Consider the following 22,692-nt stretch of genomic DNA (forward strand, 5'->3'; position numbering starts at 1 on the left):
CGGGGGACTCAGTGTGCCGCCTTCAGGGGGAGGACGGCGCGGATCCGGAAGCCGCCGCCGGGGCGGGGGCCCACGTCGAGGCGGCCGCTGACCATGCCGACCCGTTCGCGCATGCCGATCAGGCCGTGGCCGAGGCCGTCGGTGCCGCCGGCGGTCAGCTGCTCGTCGGTGCTGCCGCGGCCGTCGTCCTCGACCAGGACGGCGAGCTCCCGCTCGCCGAAGTCGACCGCGACCCGGGCGTGCACGTCCGGGCCGCCGTGCTTGCGGACGTTGGTCAGCGCCTCCTGGACGATCCGGTAGACCGTCAGCTCGACGCCGCGCGGCAGCTCGCGGGGGTGACCGGAGGTCGCGTAGTCCACCTGCAGCCCCGCCGTGCGGACCTGCTCCAGCAGCTCCGGCAGCTCCTCGACCCCGGGCTGCGGCACGTACTCCTCGGCGGTGTCCGCGGTCCGCAGCACGCCCAGCAGCCGGCGCATCTCGACCAGCGCCTGCCGGCCGGTGGACGCGATGGTGCCGAGCGCCTCCTTGGCCTGCTGCGGGGAGTTGTCGAGCACGTACGCGGCGCCGTCGGCCTGCACGATCATCACCGAGACGTTGTGGGCGACCACGTCGTGCAGCTCGCGGGCGATCCGGGCGCGCTCGGCGGCGACCGCCACCTTGGCCTGGGCGTCCCGCTCGCGCTCCAGCCGGGCCGCGCGGTCCTCCAGCTCGGTCAGGTAGGCGCGGCGCACCCGGGTCAGCCGGCCCCAGGCCCAGCAGAGGATGAACGGCGTGCTCATCAGCAGCATGATCAGCAGGGCCTGGCCGGGGGAGTACTCCCGGGTGACCGCGTCGCCGGCGTGGTCCAGCTCCGTCTTCATCGGGTGCAGCTGCCAGAACACCAGCGGACCGCTGGCGACACCGGCGGCCAGCGCCAGCCGGGACGTCCACTTCTGGCCGAAGGCGGCGCCGGTGTAGGCGAACACCAGGTAGGCGATCGAGGAGGCGGCCGGATCGACGTCGGCGGCCACCTGGCCGAGACCGAGGCCGGCGGCGGCCGCCACCGTCACGTCGGGGAAGCGCCGGCGGAAGACCATCAGCGCGGGCAGCAGCACCGCGACCAGGATCTGCGCGTCGAAGCGCCAGCCGTCGGGGAAGTTGTCGTTCGGCAGCAGGCCGAAGAACAGCACGACCGCAGCCCAGGCGGCGTCGACCACCATGGGGTGACGGCGGAGCCAGGCGTTGAGTCGATGCACGTCTCCAGCGTAGGCAGTCACGCGGTGTGCCCAGGTCCGCCGGTAGGGCGATCCGTCCTACTCCGTAGGTCGGAGACGCACGGGTGCCGATGGGCAGGGGTGCCCGGCGGCCGGGTAGCGTCCCGGCCCATGACTTGGATGCGGTGGGCGCCCGCCATGGAACAGGCCCTGTACGACCCGGACGGCGGCTTCTACCGCAGGCCGGAGGGCCCCGCCGGGCACTTCCGCACCTCGGTGCACGCCTCGGAACTGTTCGCCCGCGCGGTGGCACGGCTGCTGCTGGAGGTTGACGAGGCCCTCGGTCGTCCGGAGGAGCTGGCCCTGGTCGACGTCGGGGCCGGACGCGGCGAACTGCTCGCCGGCGTGCTGGCCGAACTGCCCGGCGAGGTGCTCGCGCGGCTGCGCCCGTACGGTGTGGAGCTCGCGGACCGCCCGGCCGGGCTGCCGGACGCGGTCCGCTGGACGGACGCCGTGCCGCGCGGCCGCACCGGGCTGCTGTTCGCCAACGAGTGGCTGGACAACGTGCCGCTGGACGCCGGCGAGGTCGACGAGGACGGGGTGCTGCGCTACCGCGAGGTGGACACCGCCACCGGCGAGGAACGGCCCGGCGAGCCTGTCTCGGCGGCCGACGCCGCCTGGGCCGGGCGCTGGTGGCCCGCCCGGCAGCCGGGGGACCGCGTCGAGTTCGGCGGCCCCCGCGACGCCGCCTGGGCGCACGCCGTCGCCGGACTCGACCGCGGCCTGGCCGTCGCCGTCGACTACGCCCACACCGCTGGGCGGCGGCCCCCCTTCGGCACCCTCACCGGCTTCCGCGGCGGCCGCGAGGTGGCCCCCGTCCCGGACGGCTCCTGCGACGTCACCGCGCACGTCGCCCTCGACTCCGCCGCCGCCCCCGGCCTCCACAGCCTGTGGACGACGCAGCGCGACGCCCTCCGGGCCCTCGGAGTCAGCGGCGCCCGACCGGCACTCGCCCTCGCCTCCAGCGACCCCGTCGGGTACCTGCGGGCGCTCAGCGGCGCAGGTGAGGGCGCCGAACTGACCGACCCGGCCGGGCTCGGCGCCTTCGGCTGGCTGGCCCAGACGGTCCGCATGCCGGTACCGGAGAGCCTGCGCCCCCTGCCGGGATGGCAGACTCTGACCCCATGAGGGAGACCACGGTCGGCATCGGGGCGGGAGCCGAGAACTTCACCGGCGAGGCGGGCACCACCGACATGGTGCTCAACATCGGCCCGCAGCACCCCGCCACGCACGGCGTGCTGCGACTGCGGCTGGTGCTCGACGGCGAGCGCATCGTCACCGCGGAGCCGGTGATCGGCTACATGCACCGCGGCGCGGAGAAGCTCTTCGAGGCCCGTGACTACCGCCAGATCATCATGCTGGCCAACCGGCACGACTGGCTCTCCGCCTTCGCCAACGAACTCGGTGTCGTCCTCGGCGTCGAGCGGATGCTCGGCATGGAGGTCCCCGAGCGGGCGGTGTGGATCCGCACCCTGCTCGCCGAGCTCAACCGGGTGCTCAACCACCTGATGTTCCTCGGCTCCTACCCGCTCGAACTCGGCGGGATCACCCCGATCTTCCACGCCTTCACCGGCCGCGAGGACCTCCAGCACGTCCTGGAGGAGGCCTCCGGCGGCCGCATGCACTACATGTTCAACCGGGTCGGCGGCCTCAAGGAGGACCTCCCGGCCGGCTGGCTCGGCCGCGTCCGCACCGCCGTCGCCGTGGTCCGCTCCCAGCTGCCGGTCTTCGAGGAACTCGTCCTCGGCAACGAGATCTTCCGCGCCCGCACCGCCGGCGTCGGCGTCCTCACCAGGGCCCAGGCCGAGGCGTACGGCGTCAGCGGCCCCATCGCCCGGGCCAGCGGCCTCGACCTCGACCTGCGCCGCGACGAGCCCTACCTCGCGTACGGCTCCGAGGAACTGCGGCAGGTGCTCACCGTCGTCACCCGCGAGGAGGGCGACTGCCTGGCCCGCTTCGAGTGCCTGCTGGAGCAGACCGTCAACTCCCTCGACCTCGCCGACGCCTGCCTCGACAAGCTCGCGACCCTGCCGCCCGGGCCCGTCAACCAGCGGCTGCCCAAGGTCCTCAAGGCCCCCGAGGGCAGCACCTACGCGTGGACCGAGAACCCGCTCGGGATCAACGGGTACTACCTGGTCTCGCGCGGCGACAAGACGCCGTGGCGGCTCAAGCTGCGCTCGGCGTCGTTCAACAACGTCCAGGCGCTGACCGAGCTGCTGCCGGGGACGCTGGTCGCGGACATGGTGGCGATCCTCGGGTCGATGTTCTTCGTGGTCGGGGACATCGACAAGTAGGCGGGCGGCGCGCGGGGTGGGCGCCCCTGGGGGGTGGGCGCCGTCGGGCGGGCGCCCCGGGGGCGGGCCGGTGGCCCGGTCCCTGCCGCGGGCCTGCGTCTCCCGGGTCGTGCGCCGGGCCTGCGTCTCCCGGCTCTTGCGGCAGGTCAGGCCTTCTTGGGCTTCTTCACCGGGTCCGCCGGGTGCGGGGCCACCTTGCGGTCGCCCTTGGTGGCGATCCGCTCCGCGCACAGGCCGGCCAGCACCTCGTAGGCCGCCTTGCCCATCAGCTCGGTCAGCTCGGGGCGGTAGCTGACGTACACCGGGTCCGCGCCCTGGTGCGCGGCCGGGGCGCCGGTGCACCACCAGTGCAGGTCGTGGCCGCCCGGGCCCCAGCCGCGGCGGTCGTACTCGCCGATCGACACCTGCAGGTAGCGGGTGTCGTCCGGGCGGTCGATCCAGTCGTAGGTGCGCCGGACCGGGAGCTGCCAGCAGACGTCCGGCTTGGTCTCCAGCGGCTCCCGGCCCTCCTTGAGCGCCAGCGCGTGCAGGGCGCAGCCCGCGCCGCCCGCGAAACCGGGGCTGTTCACGAAGATGCAGGCGCCGCCCACCCGGCGGGTCTGCCGGTCGCCGTCCTCGTCCAGCATGGTGACGCCGCCGTCGGACTTGATCCGCCCCTTGGCGTCGGTGCCGTGCGCGAAGTTCTCCCACAGCTCGGGCGTCAGCCGCGCCGCGTGCCCGAGGACGCGCTTCTCGTCGTCCTCGTCCGAGTAGTGCGCGCCCAGCGTGCAGCAGCCGTCCGACTCGCCGCGGCCCTCGCGGATGCCGTGGCAGCCCTGGCCGAAGACGCACGACCAGCGGGAGGTCAGCCAGGTGAGGTCGCAGCGGAAGACCTGCTCCTCGTCGTCGGGGTCGGCGAACTCGACCCAGGCGCGGGGGAAGTCGAGCGGGACCTCGTCGCGCGGGATCCCGCCGAGCGGGGTCTCACCGCCGTGCGGGGTCTCGCGGCGCAGGGTCGGCATCGCGAGGTCGACCGGCGCGGAGGAGGCCTTGGACTTCTTCTTGGACGTTTCTGCTGGTGCCACCCGGCAAGGGTAGAGCCTTCGCGGGGCCGGCGGACCGCCCGCCACCGGGGGGCTTCGCGGCGCCTCGGCCGGGCGCCGGGGTGCCGAGGGTGCCCGAGGAGGCCGGGGGGTGGCGGCCGGGGCGGCGGCGGCCGGGCGTCGGCGTCGATGACGACCTGCAGGTTCGCCGAGGGCCGGTGATCACGACTGGAGGCCCGCACCAGGCCCTCGCACTGCCGCACCCGCGGACGCGTGAACGGCTCCACCCGCACCGGCCCAGCCCACAGCGCCCCCCGGGTACCGGAGAAACGCCCTGCGCCCGACCGTCCGGAACAAGCCCTAGGATGGCGGCCAATCCGCGACGGGGAGGTACGGGGATGCCAGACGACGGGGTCACCGGCAGCGGGGATTTCGTCCTCAAGCCGTGGGAACTGCGGGGCGAGGCACGGGAGTTCGAGCGGATCGGGCGCGACTTGGCGAAGGCCGTCGGCGCTCTGGAGCGCGACCTCGCCGCCCTCGGCGCACCATGGGGCACGGATCGGCCGGGCAGCGGCTTCGCCACCGTCTACGGGCCGGCGCGCGGCGAACTCGCCGGTGGACTGCGAGGGCTGGCCGGGCGGCTGGGGCAGGTCGGTGCAGGGCTCCACACCATGGCCGACCGCACCGCGGACACCGACACCTCGGCGGCGGCGGGCTTCGGGCCCCTGGGGGCGGCGGCAACCCCGGGGTCGGCGGCGGTCGTCCCCAAGGACGTGTCGGCCTGACGGCCGGCGCTCCCCGGGCCCGGTGGGTCGTGAGCCAGGGGGGTGGGGTGCCGGTGCTCGGGCGTCCGCCGCGCTCCGTGTGCGGCGTGCGGGTGCGGCGTGCGGCGTGCGGCGGGCGGTTCGCGGCACGCGGGCCTCTTTGGGCCCGTAGGGCTCGTGAGTCTCGTAGGGCTTGTGGGTCTCGTAGGGCTTGTGGGTCTCGTAAGGCTCGTAGGTCTCGTAGGTCTCGAAGGTCTTGAAGGGGGAAGCGCGTGGCCCGGAAGCTGCCCGAGGAACTGGCCCCGGTCCTGGCCAGGACCGGCCATCAGTGGCCACAGGCCGACGAGGACGGGCTGCGCCGGGCGGCCGGGCTCTGGCGGGAGTTCGCCGTCGAGGCGGACCGCCTCACCCGTCGCGGTGGCGAGTCCGCCCGACGCGTCACCAGCGAGAACTCCGGCCACGCGGTCGACGCCTTCGGCGCGTACTGGCAGGCGTTCACCGGCGGGGGGAAGGGGCACCTGGACGACGCCCACGCCGCCGTCGGGCTGGTCGCCGGGGCCTTCGACCAGGCCGCCCGGGCCGTCGACGGCTGCAAGGCCGAGATCGTCGCCACCCTCCGGGAACTCGCCGCCGAGCTCAGGCAGGCCGAACAGCAGGCCGCCGCCGCCCCGGCGCCGGCCGCCCCGGCGTCCGCGGCCCCGGCCGGGGGCGGTGCCGACGGGATCTTCGGCGGGCTGCGCCGGACCGTCGCCGCTGCCACCGCAGCCGTGCGGGACACCGCGGGGCGGCAGCTCGCCGACGCGAAGACGACGCTGGCCGTCGAAACCGCAGGCCTCAAGATCGGCGGGCTGCTCGACGAGCTCGGCCGCGGGATGAAGGACGCCCTCGCCACCGCGCTCAAGGACCCGGCCGCGGTCGCGCTGCTCCGGCTCGGCGCCGCGCCCGGGGTCACCGCCGCCTCCTACTCCTACCGGACCGCCGCCGCAGGCGCCTTCGACGCACGTGCCGCGGGCCTGCCGGCCGCGCTCGGCGAACCCGGCGTGCTCGGTGCGGACGGCACCGGCCTCGTCCTGCTCACCGGGAGGGACGGGAAACCGCTGGTCGGCGTGCCCGGGCTCACCGTCGAACTCGACGGGGCCGGGCAACCCGTCCTCGGCCAGGACGGCCTACCGGTCATCCTCCGGGCCGACGGGACGCTCCTCCCCGACGCCGCCGGACTGCTCGTCGTCACCGGGCCGGACGGCAGACCGCTCGTCGGCGTGGCCGATCCGGCCGTCGGCCTCGACGAACACGGGCGCCCGCTGCTCACCGGTCCGGACGGCCGGGACGGCAGGGCGTCCGACCAGGAGCCGCACGGCCTGCCGCTCGCCGGACTGCTGCCCGGCGGGCCGGCCGTCCTCACGACCTCGCTGATCCCCGCTCCCGACCCGGGCTCCGACCCGGGCCCGGACCCGGACTCGACGGACGACCCCGCGACCGGTCCGACGACCGGACCGCGGACCGGACCCAGGACGGCGGGCGGGGTGGGGGTGGCGGTGGCCGCCGCTCCCGACGTGCTGACGGCTTCGCTCGGGACCGACACGGCCGTCGCCGGGGCCAGCGCCGTGACCGGCGGCCCCTCCCCGGACGGACCCGTCGTCGCGTCCGTCGCGTCCCATGCCACCGGTGGGTGGCCGGGGCACGGCGGCGCATCGGCCGGGGCCGACTGGTCGACGCCCGCCCGGGCCGGTGTGGCCCCGGTGGCCGGGGGCGGCTGGTCGGACGGCGACTACCCGCTCCAGCAGCCCGCGCCGGCCCCCGCGCACGCCGGCGGCAACGGGGGCGGGGGCGGGCCCGTCACCGTACGGACCGACTCCGTGCTCGCCCCGCCGGCCGGTGTCGCCGCGCCCTCGTACGACCAGGGGTCGCCCGAGACACCGCCGTCGGTCCGGACGACCGGACCGGTCGGGGCGGTCGGTCCGGTGGGCGTGGCCGGGCACCTCGCGGCGCCGGCCTACGGCCCCCCGTCCGGCGCGGCGGGCCCGCTCGTGGGCGGTAGCGGGTACCCCGGGAGCGCTCCGGCACCGTTCGGGAGCGCTGCCGGGGTCGGTGGGCCGGGCGCCGGCCCGACCGGTGCGGCCGCGACGCCCGGGGCACCGGTCACGGGCGCGCCGGCCACGGGTGCGCCGGCCGCTGCGGCAGCCGCCACCGGCGGTCCGCAGCCCGGACCCGAACCCCGCCCGGGGGCCGCCGCTCCCCGCACTCCCGTCGGCGCCGCGCCGTACCCCGTCACCGCGCCCGCCCCGGGCACCTCCCCGGGGGCCCCGCCCGCGCAGGCGGTCGTTCCCGCCCCGCCGGTCGTCGGGCCCAACCCCGCGCGGCCCGAACCGCACCAGCCCGACGGCCGCCGCCGGGACTCCGCCGCACCCGTCGCCGCCGACCCCGCGCTGGTCTGGGGCGTCGTGCCGGTCGCCACCGCGCACGCGACGGCGTTCCGACTCGCCCTCCGCGCCCGCCGCGCCGGCCACACCGAGGACCCGGCCGTCCGGCCCCGCACCCTCGCCGACAGCCGCCCCTACGGCTCGCCGGGCGGGCTGGCCCCGGTCGACCCCCAGCACCAGGCCGAACTCGAGCGCCGCACACCCCGCGACGAGGACGGCCGACCGCTGCGCCACCCCGACCCCGTCGCCGGGTGCTGGGCCGAAGCCGTCAACGACGGTGGGTACCGCGAACCCGGCCGGGCCAACAACAGCCTGGAGATCGCCCTCTCCGCCATCGAGACCCACGCCGGCCTGCCCACCTGCGCGGCCCCCCGCATCCCCGCCGAAGGCGACGCCGGGGAACGCGGCGGCCGCGACCGTGCGGAACGCGAACTCGGTGCTCCGTTCCGCGACCTCGGGGACGGCGGGCCGGCCTTCGACCGCCTCGCCGCGGACCTGCTCCGCTCCGGCCACGGCGCCCAGGCGCTCCTCCTCACCCTCGACGACTACGGCCGCCCCCACGCCTGGAACGCCGTCAACCACCGGAACGCCGTGACGTATCTCGACCACCAGCTCGCCCGCCAGGGCTCCACCCCCCTCCACCCCGCCACCTGCGGTCTCTGGGCCATCACCCTCACCCCCGAAGGCCACCCCCTGGACCTCACCCCCACCCCCTGAGGCCCCCCGGCCCGCGGCCTGCCGCCCGCACAGGAAGTCGACCCATCCGACTTCCTGTGCGCGCCCCCCTCTATCCACCCAGCCAAATAGGTAGACCGACCGTCATATTCCACCGAAGGCTGCCCCGGCGGCCCGCGCGGGAAGTCGGCCACGCCGACTTCCCGAGTGGCGCGGCCCTGGCCCAGGCGTGCCATATGTAGACCGGTCGTCCTATTCGGCCCGCCCGGCGTGACCTGCGTGCAGGAAGTCGGCGCGGTCGACTTCCTGTGTGCAGCCCGGCGCCGCTGTAGCGGGGAGGAATCTGTAGACCGACCGTCATATTCCTCGCCGAGCTCCCCCTGGGGCGCTGCGCAGGAAGTCGATCGGGTCGACTTCCTGCGCAGGGTGGCTGCGTCCCGGCTTTGCCGCACGTAGATCGGTCGTCCTATGTGGTCGCGCCCTGTGGCGTCTGTGAGTGTGGAGTTGAAAGTCGGCGGAGTCGACTTCCTGCGTACGGATTGGTGCGCTTGCCGCTGGGGTGAATATGTAGACCAACCGTCATATTCCTTGCTGGTCCCACCCTGTGGTCCTGCGTGGGAAGTCGGGCAGGTCGACTTCCTGGGCGCGGGTCGGTGTGGTGGCGAGGGGTGGGGTATGTAGACCGACCGTCATATTCGCCCCTCGTTCACGCCGGCCCGGCGTGGTGTTGCACTGGGCATCGCCCGGGTGGGGCGGGGCCGTGGGGGCTTAGGTAGACCGGCCTGCATATTCCTCCGGGGGTGGGCTCCGCGCCTGGTGGGCCTGCGTGGGAAGTCGGTCTGGTCGACTTTCCGTGCCGGGGGAGTGGGCGGGGAGTGGCTCGGCGGGGGCGGGGCGGGGAGTGCGGCTGTGGTGGGGGGATGGGCGGGGTCGTAGGGTCACGGGTCGACGGCGTGGTCGAGGTGAGGGGGCGGTGGCGGCGTGATCTCGCGGGCGCAGGCGGTGGCGGCGGGTCATCGGTGGATCAACGGCGATCTCCCGCAGGGCGCCGCCGCGGTGCGGCGGGTGCTCGCGCACGAGTTCGAGCTCGGGTGGGTGGTCTGGGCGGAGCCGCCGAAGGTCGCGGTGGATCCGCGGACGGGGGAGCGGCGGCCGCCCGAGGAGGTCGGGGCGGCGTGTGCCGTGGTGGACCGGGAGTGCGGCCGGTTCACGGTGTGGCCGTCCGTGCCGGTGGACGAGGTGGTCGGGCTGTACCGGGACTTCGTGGGCGCCGGCGGGTACGACCCGGCGCGTCCGCCGGTGACCGGTCGGGGCGCCCGGGCCGAGCTGACCTACCGGGACGCCGCGGGCGAGGTGCGTTCGCTGGCCCTGCGTTCGGCGGCCGGCCTGCCGCACCCGGCGCTGCGCGGCTGGTGGTGGCTGCGCGAGCAGGGCGTCCCGGCCGAGGACGTGCTGGCCGTGCGCACCGATCTGCGGCTGGGCGCCCTGCCCGGCGGCTACTGGGCGCACGCGCTGGCGGCGGAGCTGCCGCGGGTCCGGGTGGGCTTCGAGGTGCCGTACGGTCCGAGGTTCGATCACCGGGCGGCGGCGGTGCGGGGGTTGCCCGCGCCCCCGGACGGTCCGGTGCGGAACCGGGTGCCGTTCCCGCGGGCGGCGCTCCCGGTGCCCGCGGAGTCGGTGCAGAAGGAACCGGCGCCCGTGGAGTCGGATGCGGCGTTGGCGGCCCGGCTGGCCGCGGGGTTCGGTGCGGCGGGCGTGCAGCGCTTCGATCCGGCGGACGTGGCGCGGGCGGAGTTGCCCGGGGAGGCGGCGGCCCTGTTGCTGACGGTGGGTGTGCCGTCGGTGCTGCCGGGTTTCTTCACCCTGTACCACCCGGGGGCGGCGGCGGTCGGGGACGGTTCGCGCCCGGCCGCGGTGCTGCCTCCGCTGGCGGCGCACCTGGCGGCGGCGGGTCGGGGCGCCCGGGTCGCCGAGCGGGAGCGGGCGGCGCTGGCGGGGCGGCTGGTGCTGGGGTCGGACGGCTGGGCGCTGGTCACGCTCGACGTGGTGAGCGGTGCAGTCCGGGCCGTCGATCCGGACGACGGGACGGCCCGGTACGGCAACGCGGACGTGCGGTCCTTCGTTCGCTGCCTGGCGGTGTTCGCCGGGTGGCTTCCCGCCCTGCGCGGGTCGGACCCGGTGACGGCCGGGCCGGCGGTGGAGGCCCTGCAGCGGGCCTTGGTGGCGGTGGACGGGACGGTCTTCGACGATCCGGAGAACTGGTGGGCCGTCATCGTCGAGCAGTTGTGGGACGGACTGCTGTGAGCGGCGCACCGGCCACTCGTCCGGGTGACGTGGACCGCACCGCGGTGTCGGCGTGCCGCCAGGTGGCCCCAGGCTGAGAGGAACCGGATGGCATCGTCGGGTTGTCGGATCAGTTTGATGATCTGCCGTCGAGTCGTATGAGATGCGTTCCGACCGGGCGGCGACGTCCACCAGCTGACCCCCGGCCGAACCAGACCCCGGCCGACCAGACCCCCGCCGAACCACCCCCCGACCGAACCGAGCAGGAGCCGGAGCCCCGAGCCGTGACCGCCCCGCCCCGCGCCGCCCAGACGGCCGTCCTCGCCGCCCTCGCGGTCCTGGCCGCCGGATGCGCCTCCGCGCCCGCGCTGAAGGCCCGGTCCGTCGCCGCCACGCCGTCCTGCGACGCCCCGGTGGTGATCGGTCACCGCGGTGCCCCGCGCAGCGCCCCCGAGAACACCATGGCCTCCTTCGAGACCGCCCTGGAGCAGGGTGCCGACTGGCTGGAGACCGACGTGCAGACGACCCGGGACGGCGTCCCGGTGCTGATGCACGACCCGACCGTGGACCGCACCACCAACGGCAAGGGCGCCGTCGCCGACCTGACCGCCGCCCAGGTCGCGGACCTGCGGGTGACGGTCGGGCCGGGCCCCGCCGAGCCGGTGCCCACCCTGGAGGAGCTGCTCGACCGCCTCTCGGACAGCAACGCCACCCTGCTGATGGAGATCAAGTGGCAGCGGGCCGAGGACGTCGTCCGGATCGCCCGGATCGCCGCCGCCAGCCGGGCCAAGGTGGTCCTCTACTCCTTCTCGGCCGAGCACCTGCACCAGGCCCACGCCGCCGCCCCGGCCCTGCCGGTGGTGCTGATCCAGGGCTCGGCGATCGCCGAGGACCCGGGTGACCTGCCGCTACGGGGCATCGCCCTGGACACCTCGCTGGCGACCGCGGCCCGGATCGCCGCCGAGCGCAGGGCGGGCCGCGAGGTGTACGTCTGGACGCTCGACGACGAGGAGTCCTGGCAGCTGATGTCCGCCCGGGACGCCGACGGCCTGATCACCGACACCCCGGGCCCGGCCCGGCGCTGGGCGGACGCCAACTGCCGCACCGGGCCGCGGCCCGGGCCCGGCGGCCACTGATCCACCACCGGCGCGGCCGGGGGGCACTGATCCGCCCCCGGCGAGCCCGGGGGCACTGATCCGCCCCCGGCGAGCCCGGGGGCACTGATCCGCCGCCAGTGTGCCCGCCGGGACCAGCGCGAATACGGTCACATCCGGTCTCGCCCAGGTCCGGATCGCGTAGCGTGGAGAGTTATGCGACTCGGTGTACTCGACGTAGGTTCCAACACGGTCCACTTCCTCGTGGTGGACGCCCATCCGGGTGCCGCCCCGCTGCCCGCGTACTCGCACAAGGCCGAGCTGCGCCTGGCCGAGCTGCTGGACGTCGACGGCGCGATAAGCGAGGCCGGTGTCGAGCGGCTGGTCGGGCACGTCGCCTCCTCGCTGCGGGTCGCCGAGGACAAGGGCGTCGTCGACATCCTGCCGTTCGCCACCTCGGCCGTCCGGGAGGCGGCCAACGGCGAGGAGGTGCTGGGCCGGGTCGCCGCGGAGACCGGGGTGGAGCTGCGGGTGCTCTCCGGGCAGGACGAGGCCAGGCTGACCTTCCTGGCCGTCCGCCGCTGGTTCGGCTGGTCGTCCGGGCGGCTGCTCAACCTGGACATCGGCGGCGGCTCGCTGGAGATCGCCTGCGGCCTGGACGAGCAGCCCGACGTCGCCTGTTCGCTGCCGCTGGGCGCCGGCCGACTGACCGCCCGCTGGCTGCCCGGGGACGTGGCGGACCCGGACGGGCTGCGCGAGCTGAGACGCCACATCCGGGCCGAGATGGGCACCGTCGTCGGTGAGGTCTCCCGACTCGGCACTCCCCAGCACGCCGTCGCCACCTCCAAGACCTTCAAGCAGCTGGCCCGGATGACCGGCGCCGCGCCCGCCGACGCCGGCCCGTACGCGGACCGCAGGCTCACCCGCAGCGGGCTGTCCGCCTGGCTGCCGCGGCTGGCCGGGATGACCGTCGCCGAGCGGGCGCAGATCCCCGGCGTCTCCGAGGGCCGGGCCAAGCAGCTGCTGGCCGGAGCGCTGGTCGCCGACGCCGCCATGGACCTCTTCGGGCTGGAGGAGCTGGACGTCTGTCCCTGGGCGCTGCGCGAGGGCATCATCCTGCGCCGCCTGGACACCATGGACAGCCCCGCCGACCGCCGCCGCCCGGCGCTCACCCCCTGAGGACGGTCCCGTTCGGAGCGCGGTCCGCATACGCTGTCTCCCGTGGTGCAACCAGCGGGTGAGGACGGGACGCCGGAGGACCGCGCCCCCGGGGACGGGCAGCGGCGGCCGGACGGCGCGCGCCGCAGGCTCGGCAAGGCGGTCAAGGGCGCCACCGCGGCGAAGGCCGCCAAGGCCGCGAAGGCGGCTCAGCGCACCGCCGCGAAGTCCTCCGCCGCGAAGTCCTCCGCCGCGAAGTCCGCCGGCGGAAAGTCCTCCGCCGAGAAGCCCTCCCCTCGGAAGCCCGACGTCCGGAAGCCCGCCGCCGCGAGGTCCGCCGGCCCGGAGGAACCCGGCTCCGAGCACTCCGGGACCGGGCGTCCCGAGACGGAGCCCGGGGACCCGGAGACCAGGGCCCCGGAGCCGAAGCGGCCCGCGCGCAGGAGGACGGCCTCGAAGACGTCCGACCCCGCGAAGCCCGACCCCGCGAAGGCCGTTCCCACGAAGCCCGCCCCCACAGCGGCCGACCCGAAGAGGCCCGACCCCCCGAAGCCAGCCCCCGCGAAGGCCGAGCCGAGCAAGGCCGAGCCGAAGAAGGCCGGCGTACGCAAGCCCGGCACGCGGAAGGCCGCCACCACCGCCGCGCCCCGGGAGACCCGCACCGCCCGGGCCGCCGGTGCCGCCAAGGCCGCCGTCCAGTCGGTGCGCTCGGTCAAGGCCGCCCGGCGCGACGCCGCCCGCCCCCCGCTGCTGCGCACCACCGACCGGCTGGTGCTGCCCCCGCACCCGACCCTGCACATCCCGGACACCAAGGTGGTCCTGTCCACCGCCTCGGTGTACCCGGCGAGCACCGCCGTGGCGTTCGAGCTGGCCGCCAAGCTCGGCTACGACGGGGTCGAGGTGATGGTCTGGAACGATCCGGTCAGTCAGGACGTCGACGCGCTGCGCCGTCTCTCCGACGCCCACCGGATGCCGATCCTGGCCGTGCACGCGCCCTGTCTGCTGATCACCCAGCGGGTGTGGACCACGGACCCGTGGACCAAGCTGGTCAGGGCCCGGGCGGCGGCGGAGAAGCTCGGTGCGAGCGCGGTCGTGGTCCACCCGCCGTTCCGCTGGCAGCGCCAGTACGCCCGGGACTTCGTGGCGGGCATCAACCGGATGGCGGGCGAGACCGACGTCCGCTTCGCGGTCGAGAACATGTACCCGTGGCGCTACCGCGACCGCGAGGTGCTGGCCTACGCGCCCGGCTGGGACGTCACCGACGAGGAGTACCGGCACTTCACCATCGACCTCTCGCACGTCGCGACCTCGCGGATCGACACCTTCGCCATGGTCGAGCGGATGGGCGACCGGCTGGCGCACGTCCACCTGGCCGACGGCAGCGGCTCGGGCAAGGACGAGCACCTGATCCCCGGCCGCGGCAAGCAGCCCTGCGCCGAGCTGCTGGAGCACCTGGCCCGCACCGGCTTCGACGGTCACGTGGTGCTGGAGGTCAACACCCGGCGTTCCGCGTCGCCCGCCGAACGCGAGGCCGATCTGGCCGAGGCCCTGGCTTTCACCCGCTTGCACCTGGCCACCCCGTCGCGCGTACGCTGAGAGACCGCGCTCGTGAGGGCGCGAACCACCGTGCGGAGGGGGAGCCATGACGGAGGATCAGGACCAGGGTCGGGGCCAGGCCCAGGGGCGGTTGGAGGCGGCGCGGAGCTTCGGCGGGGTCGCCGTCGAGTACGGCCGCGGCCGGCCGGGCTACCCGGAGGAGCTGTTCGACGCGGTGGAGCGGTTGTCCGGCCGCAGTCTGAAGAACGCCCGGGTCCTGGACGTCGGCGCCGGCACAGGCATCGCCACCCGCCTGCTCGCCGCCCGCGGGGCGGACGTCGTCGCGGTGGAGCCCAGCGCGGGCATGGCCGCCCAGTTCCTGGCCTCGTCGCCGGGGCTGCCGCTGGTCCGGGCCGGCGGCGACGAGCTGCCGTTCCACGACGGCTCCGCCGACCTGGTCACCTACGCCCAGGCCTTCCACTGGACCCGCCCCGAACTGGCCGTCCCCGAGGCGGTCCGGGTGCTGCGGCCCGGTGGCGCCCTGGCCGCCTGGTGGAACATCCCGGACGAGACCGTGCCGTGGGTCCGGGCGCGGGTCGAGCGGATGACCGCGGCCCTGGGGGACCGCTACCACGGCTACGGCGGGGTCGCCGGTCACGTCGCCCACTTCGCGTCGGCCGGCCTGAGGGTCGAGCGCGCGGTGCTGCGCTGGGAGCGGAGGGTCACCGTGGACGAGGTGCTGGCCGACCTCACCTCCCGCTCGTTCATGGCCTCCCTCGGGCCCGCGGAGCGCGCGCCGCTGCTGGAGGCCGAGCGGGTCGCGATGACCGCGGAGTTCCCGGACGGCCGGCTGGTCGAGCGCTACGCCCTGGAGCTGGCGGTGGCGATCACCCCGGACACCCCGGCCCACCCCGGCCTGACCCGGCCCACCCCGGCCTGACCCGGCCCACCCCGGCGCCCTGGCCGCGCCCCGCCCCCGAACCCCCCACCCCCCGCACACCCCCGAACGGCCCCGCCCCGCACACCCCCGAACGGCCCGTCCGCCTGACCGCATCGCGGACGGGCCGTCCGCCGCCTGGACCGCGGGCGTAGGCTCGTAGCCACAGCGGCCCCCGCACCCTCCCACCAGCGGGGCGCCGGCGACAGCCCCGAAGGAGTGGAGCACAGTGCCCGAGCTGAGGTCCCGTACGGTCACCCACGGTCGCAACATGGCAGGCGCCCGGGCGCTTCTCCGGGCCGCCGGCGTAGCCCGCGAGGACTTCGGCAAGCCGATCATCGCGGTCGCCAACTCCTTCACCGAGTTCGTGCCCGGCCACACCCACCTGCAGCCGGTCGGCCGGATCGTCTCCGAGGCGATCAAGCAGGCGGGCGGCATCCCGCGCGAGTTCAACACCATCGCCGTGGACGACGGCATCGCGATGGGCCACGGCGGCATGCTCTACTCGCTGCCCTCGCGCGACCTGATCGCCGACTCGGTCGAGTACATGGTCAACGCGCACTGCGCCGACGCACTGATCTGCATCTCCAACTGCGACAAGATCACCCCGGGCATGCTGATGGCCGCGCTGCGCCTCAACATCCCGACCGTCTTCGTCTCCGGCGGGCCCATGGAGGCCGGCAAGGCCACCCTGGTGGACGGCACGGTGCGCAAGCTCGACCTGGTCGACGCGATCTCGCAGGCCGTCAACGAGAACGTCTCCGACGAGGACATCGCGATCATCGAGGAGAACGCCTGCCCGACCTGCGGCTCGTGTTCCGGCATGTTCACCGCCAACTCGATGAACTGCCTCACCGAGGCCATCGGCCTCTCGCTGCCCGGCAACGGCTCGGTGCTCGCGACCCACACCGCCCGCCGCGCCCTCTACGAGGCCGCCGGCCGGACCGTCGTCGAGATCACCAACCGCCACTACGGCCAGGACGACGCCTCGGTGCTCCCGCGCGCGATCGCCACCCGCGCGGCCTTCGAGAACGCCATGGCCCTGGACATCGCCATGGGCGGCTCGACCAACACCATCCTGCACCTGCTCGCCGCCGCCCAGGAGGCCGAGCTGGACTTCGACATGCGGGCCATCGACGCGGTCTCCCGCCGGGTGCCCTGCCTCTCCAAGGTCGCGCCGAACGGCTCGTACTACATGGAGGACGTCCACCGGGCCGGCGGCATCCCGGCCATCCTCGGCGAGCTGTACCGCGGCGGGATGCTCAACGAGGACGTCCACACGGTGCACTCCGGCTCGCTCGCCGAGTGGCTCAAGACCTGGGACGTGCGGGGCGGTTCGCCGTCCGCGGAGGCCGTCGAGCTGTGGCACGCCGCGCCCGGCTGCGTCCGCTCCGCCGAGGCCTTCTCGCAGTCCGAGCGCTGGGAGTCGCTGGACACCGACGCCGCCGGGGGCTGCATCCGCAGCGTCGAGCACGCCTACTCGGTGGAGGGCGGCCTCGCCGTCCTGTACGGCAACCTCGCCGAGGACGGCTGCATCGTGAAGACCGCCGGCGTCGACGAGTCGATCTGGACGTTCAGCGGCCCGGCCGTCGTCGTGGAGTCGCAGGAGGACGCGGTCGAGGCGATCCTCGCCAAGCGGGTCAAGGAGGGCGACGTCGTCGTCATCCGCTACGAGGGCCCCAAGGGCGGTCCGGGCATGCAGGAGATGCTCTACCCGACCTCCTTCCTCAAGGGCCGGGGCCTGGGCAAGGCCTGCGCGCTGGTCACCGACGGCCGCTTCTCCGGCGGCACCTCGGGCCTGTCCATCGGCCACGCCTCCCCGGAGGCCGCCTCCGGCGGGACGATCGCCCTGGTCGAGGACGGCGACACCATCGCCATCGACATCCCGGGCCGGAGGATCTCCCTGGAGGTGCCCGCCGAGGTGCTGGACGAGCGCCGCCGCGCGCTGGAGGCCGGCGGCGGCTACCGCCCGAAGAACCGCGACCGCCAGGTCAGCCAGGCGCTGCGCGCCTACGCGGCGATGGCCACCTCCGCCGACAAGGGCGCCGTGCGCGACGTGAGCAAGCTGGGCTGAGCCCGCTGCCGGGCGGCCGCCCGGCAGGCCGGCTGGGCCCGGCCCGACGACAACGGCGGAGGAGCCGTCCCGCAGTCCGGGACGGCTCCTCCGCCGCTTGCGGCGTCCGGGGGATAATCGACCCCGTGAACGAGCAGCCCCCCGCCCCCGCCCCCCAGCCCGTCGGCGCCCCCGAGCCGGACCCGATCCGCTGGTTCGGCACCAGCTGGGTCGAGCGGGACAACGGCTACTGGCTGCGCCGCGTCGCGGTGTCGGCCGGTGCGCTGGTCGCCGCGGCGGCCGGTGCCTTCGCGCTGCGCCTCGGCGTCGAGGGCGTCGCCCTCTCCGACAGCGGCGGCTTCCTCAACGGGCTGCTGACCGCGGCCATCGCGATCTGTTCGCTGATGGCCGCGCTGCGCACCTGGAAGGTGCTCACGGAGGGCAAGGACCGGCTGACCGGCTGGATGACGGAGGACCGCTCGCTCGGCGCGGTCTGGCTGATCGGCGGGGTCGGCTCGCTGCTCGCCTACTTCGTCCGCAGCCTCACCGAGGCCCCCGGCGAGGCGGTCAACCGGGCCGCCCACGAGCGGGCCCTCGCCCAGTACGGCAAGCGCCGGGCCGACCGCAGCGGCCGGCCCGGCGCCGGGGCGCCGGGCCGGGGCAAGCGCCGGCGCTGAGCGGTCAGTTCCGGCTGAGGGTGCCGCAGGCGGCGCTCTCCTGGATGTCCTTCGTCCGGTCGTAGGGGTCGGTGGCCGGCCCGGTCGGCGTGGAGCCGGGGTGGGCGAGCTCCGCGAACTGGTCGAACTGCGGGTGCAGGAAGCCGTCGTAGACGTCGCACGCGCTGTTGCCGATGTCCGACGAGGACTTGGCGAAGCTCAGCTTCTTCGGGTTGACCCGGTACCGGGCCGGGTCGTAGAAGCGGAAGTCCTCCTGCTTGCGGACGATGGTGCGGGTGGTCCAGGTGTCGCCCGCGACGTCCGCGGCCGGCAGCACCAGGCCCACCGGCTTGGCCGTGCCGCCGGACGGCGCGGCCGGCTGCTTCGTCGCCGGGGGAGCGCTCGGCGCGGGCCGGGGGGAGGCGGCCCGCTGGGCGGCCTCCGGGCCCGGGCGCAGGGCGTACACGTAGGTGAAGTCGGTGTGCACCAGGACGCCCTTGTCGCCGTCGCCCTCGACGGTGATCCGGCCCTGCACCTTGACGGTGTCGGTCGCCAGGATCGCCTCGCGCGGGTCGAAGCGGGCGAAGTCCCTGGTGGGGTCGTGCTCCTCGGACGGCTTGGCCAGCGCGGCGTTCAGGTCGTCCTGCTGGTCCCGCTCCAGCATGGCCAGCGCGGCGTCCGGCCGCGCGCCGCCGATGACCTTGGGGTCCATGTTGGCCGCGGCGAGGTAGCCCTTCACCAGCGCGACCTGGGCGGCGACCTGGTCGGCGCCGAACACGCCGGTCGCGGCCGGCTCGTCCACGGGCTTGAAGTCGTCCATCGAGGTCGGCCAGCCCTCCACGGGGGAGCCCTTCCAGGGGTGGTCGACGGTCGGCTGCTGGTCGGCGGCCGCGGAGGGCGCGGCGGTGGGCTTCGCCGTCTCCGGGGCGACGGGGGCGGCCGGGGTGCGGGCGGCGGCCGGCCCGTTGCCGGAGCCGTTCCCGTAGCGGGTGTCGTACCAGCTGCGCAGCCCGTCGATGTTGAGCGCGGCGAGCAGCACGGCGATGGTGAGGACGACGTAGAGCGGCGCGCGCCACTCCGGCCGGCGGCGCGGGCGCGGATTGCCCCAGGCGTCGAGGGCCGGGGCCTTCGGCTTGCGGCCGAACCGGCGGCCGGCCGCCTTCGCCGGGCCGTCGTTGACGGAGCGGCGGCCGCCCGGGTCGACCGGCGGGGTGTGCTTCCACCGGGCGGCCAGCATCCGGGTGCGCCCGGACTGCTCTTGGACGGTGGCGCCCTTGATGAACTCCTCGTCCAGGACGAGGTCGGCGAACGGGTCCTTCCCGCCCGCTCCGGACGGGTCGGACCCGCCCGGCTCGCGGCCCTCGGCGGGGCGCGGTTCCGGATCTTCGGCTATCGGCATCGCGCCAGTATGACGACGGGCGGTGACGATTCGTCGATCGGGGGCACACCATGTGGTGAACGCGTGTGCGGGGCGTGGCGTTTCACCCCTCCTTGCCCCGGTCTGTGTCGGTGTCAGTCCTTGCCGCGGGCCTGCTTCACCGACCCCACGACCCCGGCGACGGCCAGCAGGACGCCGGCCGGCAGCAGGGCCAGGAAGAAGGCGCCGAACAGGCTGGAGTCGCCGAGGAACCACTGCGCCAGCACGTCCAGCACGAGGAGCCCGCCGGCCGCCGGGAGGGCGGCCCGCCACGGGTGCTCGTTCGCCCAGCGGCGCAGCCGGCGGTCACCGGTGTCGCGGCGCAGCTGCCCGCCGACGGTGCCGACGAGGAAGAAGAAGAACAGGGCCCAGCCGGCCGGCCCGGCCAGCATGCCCAGTGACCAGTCCCCGGAGATCGCGTCGATCCCCAGGGCGGTCGCACCCACCACCGCACCGACCCCCGCGGCGGTCCGCCACGGGCCCACGGCCGCCGAGGCGACGGCGAGTTGCCGGTTCTCACGTCGGGACATTTCGTCGTGTGCCATGGCTCCACGGTGCGCCCGCGCGGACGCGGAGGCCATAGGGGATGCCCCGGACTTTCCCCTGAGGGGTCGGCTCGGGGCGGCGGCCGGTGGCCGGTGGCCGGCGGCCGGTGGCGCGCGGCGGTGCGCCGGTGGCCGGGTGCCGACCACCGGGGTGGGCGGACCACGGGCTGGACGGTCCCCGCGGCCGCCCCCGCACGGTGCGAGGATGGCCGCAGTACCGAGGGTAAGGAGCGGCCATGGGCGCCAGCGCAGCACACGGACAGAAGATCGCCTTCCTGGGCACCGGCAAGATCGGCGAGGCCCTGCTCTCCGGTCTGCTGCGGGCCGGCAAGGACCCGGCGGACGTCCTGGTGACCGCCCGCCGCCCCGAGCGCGCCGCCGAACTGGCCGCCCGCCACGGCGTGGTGGTGGTCTCCAACGCCGAGGCGGCGAAGCTCGCCGACACCCTGATCCTGGCCGTCAAGCCGCAGGACATGGGCAGCCTGCTGGAGGAGCTGGCGCCGCACGTCGCCGCGGACCGGCTGGTGATCTCGGCCGCGGCGGGCGTCCCCACCGCCTGGTTCGAGGAGCGGCTGGCGGCCGGCACCCCGGTGGTCCGGGTGATGCCCAACACGCCCGTCCTGGTGGACGAGGGGATGAGCGTCATCTCCGGCGGCTCGCACGCGACGGAGGAGCACCTGGAGCGCGCCGAGGAGATCTTCAGCTCGGTCGGCAAGGCGCTGCGGCTGCCGGAGTCCCAGCAGGACGCGGCCACCGCGCTGTCGGGCTCCGGGCCGGCCTACTTCTACTTCCTGGTCGAGGCGATGACCGACGCGGGCATCCTGCTCGGTCTGCCCCGGCAGGTGGCGCACGACCTGATCGTGCAGTCCGCGATCGGCGCCTCGGTGATGCTGCGGGACTCCGGGGAGCACCCGGTGAAGCTGCGCGAGGCGGTCACCTCGCCGGCCGGCACCACCATCGCGGCCATCCGGGAGCTGGAGAACCACGGGGTGCGGGCCGCGCTGCTGGGCGCCCTGGAGGCGGCCCGGGACCGCTCCCGGGAGCTCGCCTCCGGCGGGAAGTAGCCGGACCCGGGACGCGTCCGGCGGATCACCGCCGGGGCGAGGTCCACGAGGCGCGCCCCGGGGGGCGCCGAGTCCGCGCCGGGGCCCGCCGCGGCCCGGTGCGCGGAAAGTCGCTGTGCGGCCCCGTGCACGGAAGGTCCCTGTGCGGCCCCGTGCACGGAAAGTCCCTGCGCGACCCCTCCCGCAATCGCGGCCCACCCCCTACGCTCTCGCCAACATCGTCGTACCGGCCGGTAGCGAGGTCCCGCATGCGTGAGGCGCCACCCGCGACACCCGAGACACCCCCCGGGGCCCCGCCCGCGGCACCGCCCGCCCTGCGCGCCGGGCGGGCCGCGCTCGCGGTGAGCTTCCTGCTCCAGGGCGTCACCTTCGCCCTGCTGGTCACCTGCATCCCGGAGATCCAGCACCGGTACGGGCTGAGCGACGGCCTGCTGCCGGTCTTCCTGGCCGCCGTGCCGGTCCTCGCCGGGGTCGGCTCGATCACCTCCGAACAGCTGGTGAAGCGCACAGGTGCCCGGGCCGTGCTGCGGGTGGTCCAGCCGCTGGTGTGCCTCAGCCTCGCGGGTGCCGGGCTCGGCGGCTCGCTCTGGCAACTCGCCCTCGCGCTGGGCGCGTTCGGGCTGCTGGTCGGGGCGCTGGACGCCAGCATGAACATGCTGGGGGTGGGGCTGCAGCACCGCTACGGCCGGTCGATCATGATCGGCTTCCATGCCGCGTTCAGCCTCGGCGGCATCGTGGGTGCGGCGGTCGCCGGGCTGGGCTCGCACTACGACCTGGGCCTGCCGGTGCTGTTCGGCACCGCCGCCGCGGTGATCGCCCCGCTGGCCCTGCTGACCGGTACCAGGTTCGCCGGGCCGGTCGAACTCGGCGACGCCGTCCGGGAGGCCGCCGAGGCCGCCGCCCGCTCCATCCCCTGGCGGCCGCTGCTGCCGCTCTGCCTGGCGATGGCGTTCGCGTACATCGCGGACGCCTCGGTCTCCAACTACAGCGTCAAGTACCTGACCGACGGCCTGGGCAGCGCCGAGGACGTCGCCAAGCTCTCCTACCTCGGCTACATGGTGGCGATGCTGCTCGGCCGGGCCCTGGGCGACCGCGCGGTGCAGCGCTGGGGCGCGGTCGCGGTGGTCCGGGCCGGTGCCGGGCTGGCCGCGCTCGGCTTCGCGCTGGCCGCCGCGGCGCCGGCGCCCTGGGCGGGCATCGCCGGGTTCACCGTGCTGGGCTTCGGCATCTGCGCGATCATCCCGCAGGTGTTCGCGGCCGGCGGCCGGCTGTTCCCGGCCGACTCGGACGCCGCGGTGGCGCGGCTGAACCTCTTCAACTACGTGGGGTTCCTGATCGGTTCGCCGCTGGTCGGGGCGCTGGCGGACGCCGGCTCGTACCGCTGGGCGCTGCTCGCCCCGATGCTGCTGGTGCTCGCCGTGCTGCCGCTGGCCGAGCGGTTCTCGCCGGCACCGGCGTTGGCCCCCGCCCCCGCCGGCTGAGGGCGGGGGCGGGGGCGGGGCGGGGCGGGCAAGGGCGGGC

General features: G+C 75.4%; 17 protein-coding genes. 13 read left to right on the plus strand and 4 right to left on the minus strand.

What is annotated here, in order from left to right; translation table 11 throughout:
- Positions 1–8: 8 nt before the first annotated feature.
- Positions 9–1,235, minus strand: coding sequence for a sensor histidine kinase (locus ACIA8Q_RS23235; RefSeq protein ID WP_360212750.1), 1,227 nt, complete (start codon positions 1,233–1,235; stop codon positions 9–11).
- A gap of 129 nt (positions 1,236–1,364) precedes the next feature.
- Here ACIA8Q_RS23235 and ACIA8Q_RS23240 point away from each other — a divergent pair, with 129 nt between their 5' ends.
- Both ACIA8Q_RS23240 and ACIA8Q_RS23245 read left to right on the plus strand, forming a co-directional pair.
- Positions 1,365–2,381, plus strand: a complete 1,017-nt coding sequence (locus tag ACIA8Q_RS23240) for an SAM-dependent methyltransferase (protein ID WP_360212752.1) — start codon at positions 1,365–1,367, stop codon at positions 2,379–2,381.
- On the plus strand, positions 2,378–3,547 hold the full coding sequence (locus tag ACIA8Q_RS23245; protein ID WP_396317621.1) for an NADH-quinone oxidoreductase subunit D: 1,170 nt from the start codon (positions 2,378–2,380) through the stop codon (positions 3,545–3,547). The genes ACIA8Q_RS23240 and ACIA8Q_RS23245 overlap by 4 nt, the downstream gene beginning before the upstream one ends.
- A gap of 146 nt (positions 3,548–3,693) precedes the next feature.
- Here ACIA8Q_RS23245 and ACIA8Q_RS23250 read toward each other — a convergent pair whose 3' ends face one another.
- Positions 3,694–4,548 (minus strand): hypothetical protein, encoded by an 855-nt coding sequence (locus ACIA8Q_RS23250; RefSeq protein WP_360212811.1) that lies wholly within the window; start codon positions 4,546–4,548, stop codon positions 3,694–3,696.
- A gap of 419 nt (positions 4,549–4,967) precedes the next feature.
- On the opposite strand from ACIA8Q_RS23250, the gene ACIA8Q_RS23255 reads away from it, so the two are divergent.
- From ACIA8Q_RS23255 to ACIA8Q_RS23295, 9 genes are all read left to right on the plus strand, one after another.
- A complete protein-coding gene (locus tag ACIA8Q_RS23255; protein WP_360212756.1) occupies positions 4,968–5,354 on the plus strand; it encodes a hypothetical protein in 387 nt (128 codons plus the stop codon).
- 251 nt (positions 5,355–5,605) lie between these two features.
- Complete coding sequence (locus ACIA8Q_RS23260) at positions 5,606–8,470, plus strand: toxin glutamine deamidase domain-containing protein (RefSeq protein ID WP_396317622.1); 2,865 nt, start codon at positions 5,606–5,608, stop codon at positions 8,468–8,470.
- A gap of 939 nt (positions 8,471–9,409) precedes the next feature.
- Positions 9,410–10,732: an SUKH-4 family immunity protein gene (locus ACIA8Q_RS23265; protein ID WP_360212760.1), complete on the plus strand. Its 1,323-nt coding sequence runs from the start codon at positions 9,410–9,412 to the stop codon at positions 10,730–10,732.
- A 263-nt stretch (positions 10,733–10,995) separates the two neighbouring features.
- The gene (locus tag ACIA8Q_RS23270; protein ID WP_360212762.1) at positions 10,996–11,847 is read left to right on the plus strand and encodes a glycerophosphodiester phosphodiesterase; all 852 of its coding nucleotides are present in this window, start codon (positions 10,996–10,998) and stop codon (positions 11,845–11,847) included.
- Positions 11,848–12,021: 174 nt separating this feature from the next.
- Positions 12,022–12,984, plus strand: coding sequence for a Ppx/GppA phosphatase family protein (locus ACIA8Q_RS23275; RefSeq protein WP_360212764.1), 963 nt, complete (start codon positions 12,022–12,024; stop codon positions 12,982–12,984).
- Between the two features lie 771 nt (positions 12,985–13,755).
- Positions 13,756–14,559, plus strand: a complete 804-nt coding sequence (locus tag ACIA8Q_RS23280; protein ID WP_360212813.1) for a sugar phosphate isomerase/epimerase — start codon at positions 13,756–13,758, stop codon at positions 14,557–14,559.
- A 46-nt stretch (positions 14,560–14,605) separates the two neighbouring features.
- Positions 14,606–15,439 carry a class I SAM-dependent methyltransferase gene (locus tag ACIA8Q_RS23285; protein WP_360212766.1) on the plus strand — a complete coding sequence of 278 codons (834 nt, stop codon included), beginning with the start codon at positions 14,606–14,608 and terminating at the stop codon, positions 15,437–15,439.
- 226 nt (positions 15,440–15,665) lie between these two features.
- Positions 15,666–17,510, plus strand: a complete 1,845-nt coding sequence (ilvD, locus tag ACIA8Q_RS23290) for a dihydroxy-acid dehydratase (RefSeq protein ID WP_360212768.1) — start codon at positions 15,666–15,668, stop codon at positions 17,508–17,510.
- 125 nt (positions 17,511–17,635) lie between these two features.
- A complete protein-coding gene (locus ACIA8Q_RS23295; protein WP_360212770.1) occupies positions 17,636–18,166 on the plus strand; it encodes a hypothetical protein in 531 nt (176 codons plus the stop codon).
- A 4-nt stretch (positions 18,167–18,170) separates the two neighbouring features.
- On the opposite strand, the gene ACIA8Q_RS23300 is transcribed toward ACIA8Q_RS23295, so the two are convergent.
- Together ACIA8Q_RS23300 and ACIA8Q_RS23305 are read right to left on the minus strand one after the other, a co-directional pair.
- Positions 18,171–19,544: a hypothetical protein gene (locus ACIA8Q_RS23300; protein ID WP_360212772.1), complete on the minus strand. Its 1,374-nt coding sequence runs from the start codon at positions 19,542–19,544 to the stop codon at positions 18,171–18,173.
- Positions 19,545–19,657: 113 nt separating this feature from the next.
- Positions 19,658–20,107 carry a hypothetical protein gene (locus tag ACIA8Q_RS23305; protein ID WP_360212774.1) on the minus strand — a complete coding sequence of 150 codons (450 nt, stop codon included), beginning with the start codon at positions 20,105–20,107 and terminating at the stop codon, positions 19,658–19,660.
- Between the two features lie 236 nt (positions 20,108–20,343).
- Here ACIA8Q_RS23305 and proC point away from each other — a divergent pair, with 236 nt between their 5' ends.
- On the plus strand, positions 20,344–21,171 hold the full coding sequence (gene proC, locus ACIA8Q_RS23310) for a pyrroline-5-carboxylate reductase (protein ID WP_360212776.1): 828 nt from the start codon (positions 20,344–20,346) through the stop codon (positions 21,169–21,171).
- 248 nt (positions 21,172–21,419) lie between these two features.
- Entirely contained in the window at positions 21,420–22,652 is a 1,233-nt protein-coding gene (locus tag ACIA8Q_RS23315; protein WP_360212778.1) for an MFS transporter, read from the plus strand.
- Positions 22,653–22,692: the final 40 nt, after the last annotated feature.

The organism is Kitasatospora sp. NPDC051705, assembly GCF_044453265.1.
Classification (GTDB): Bacteria; Actinomycetota; Actinomycetes; order Streptomycetales; family Streptomycetaceae; genus Kitasatospora.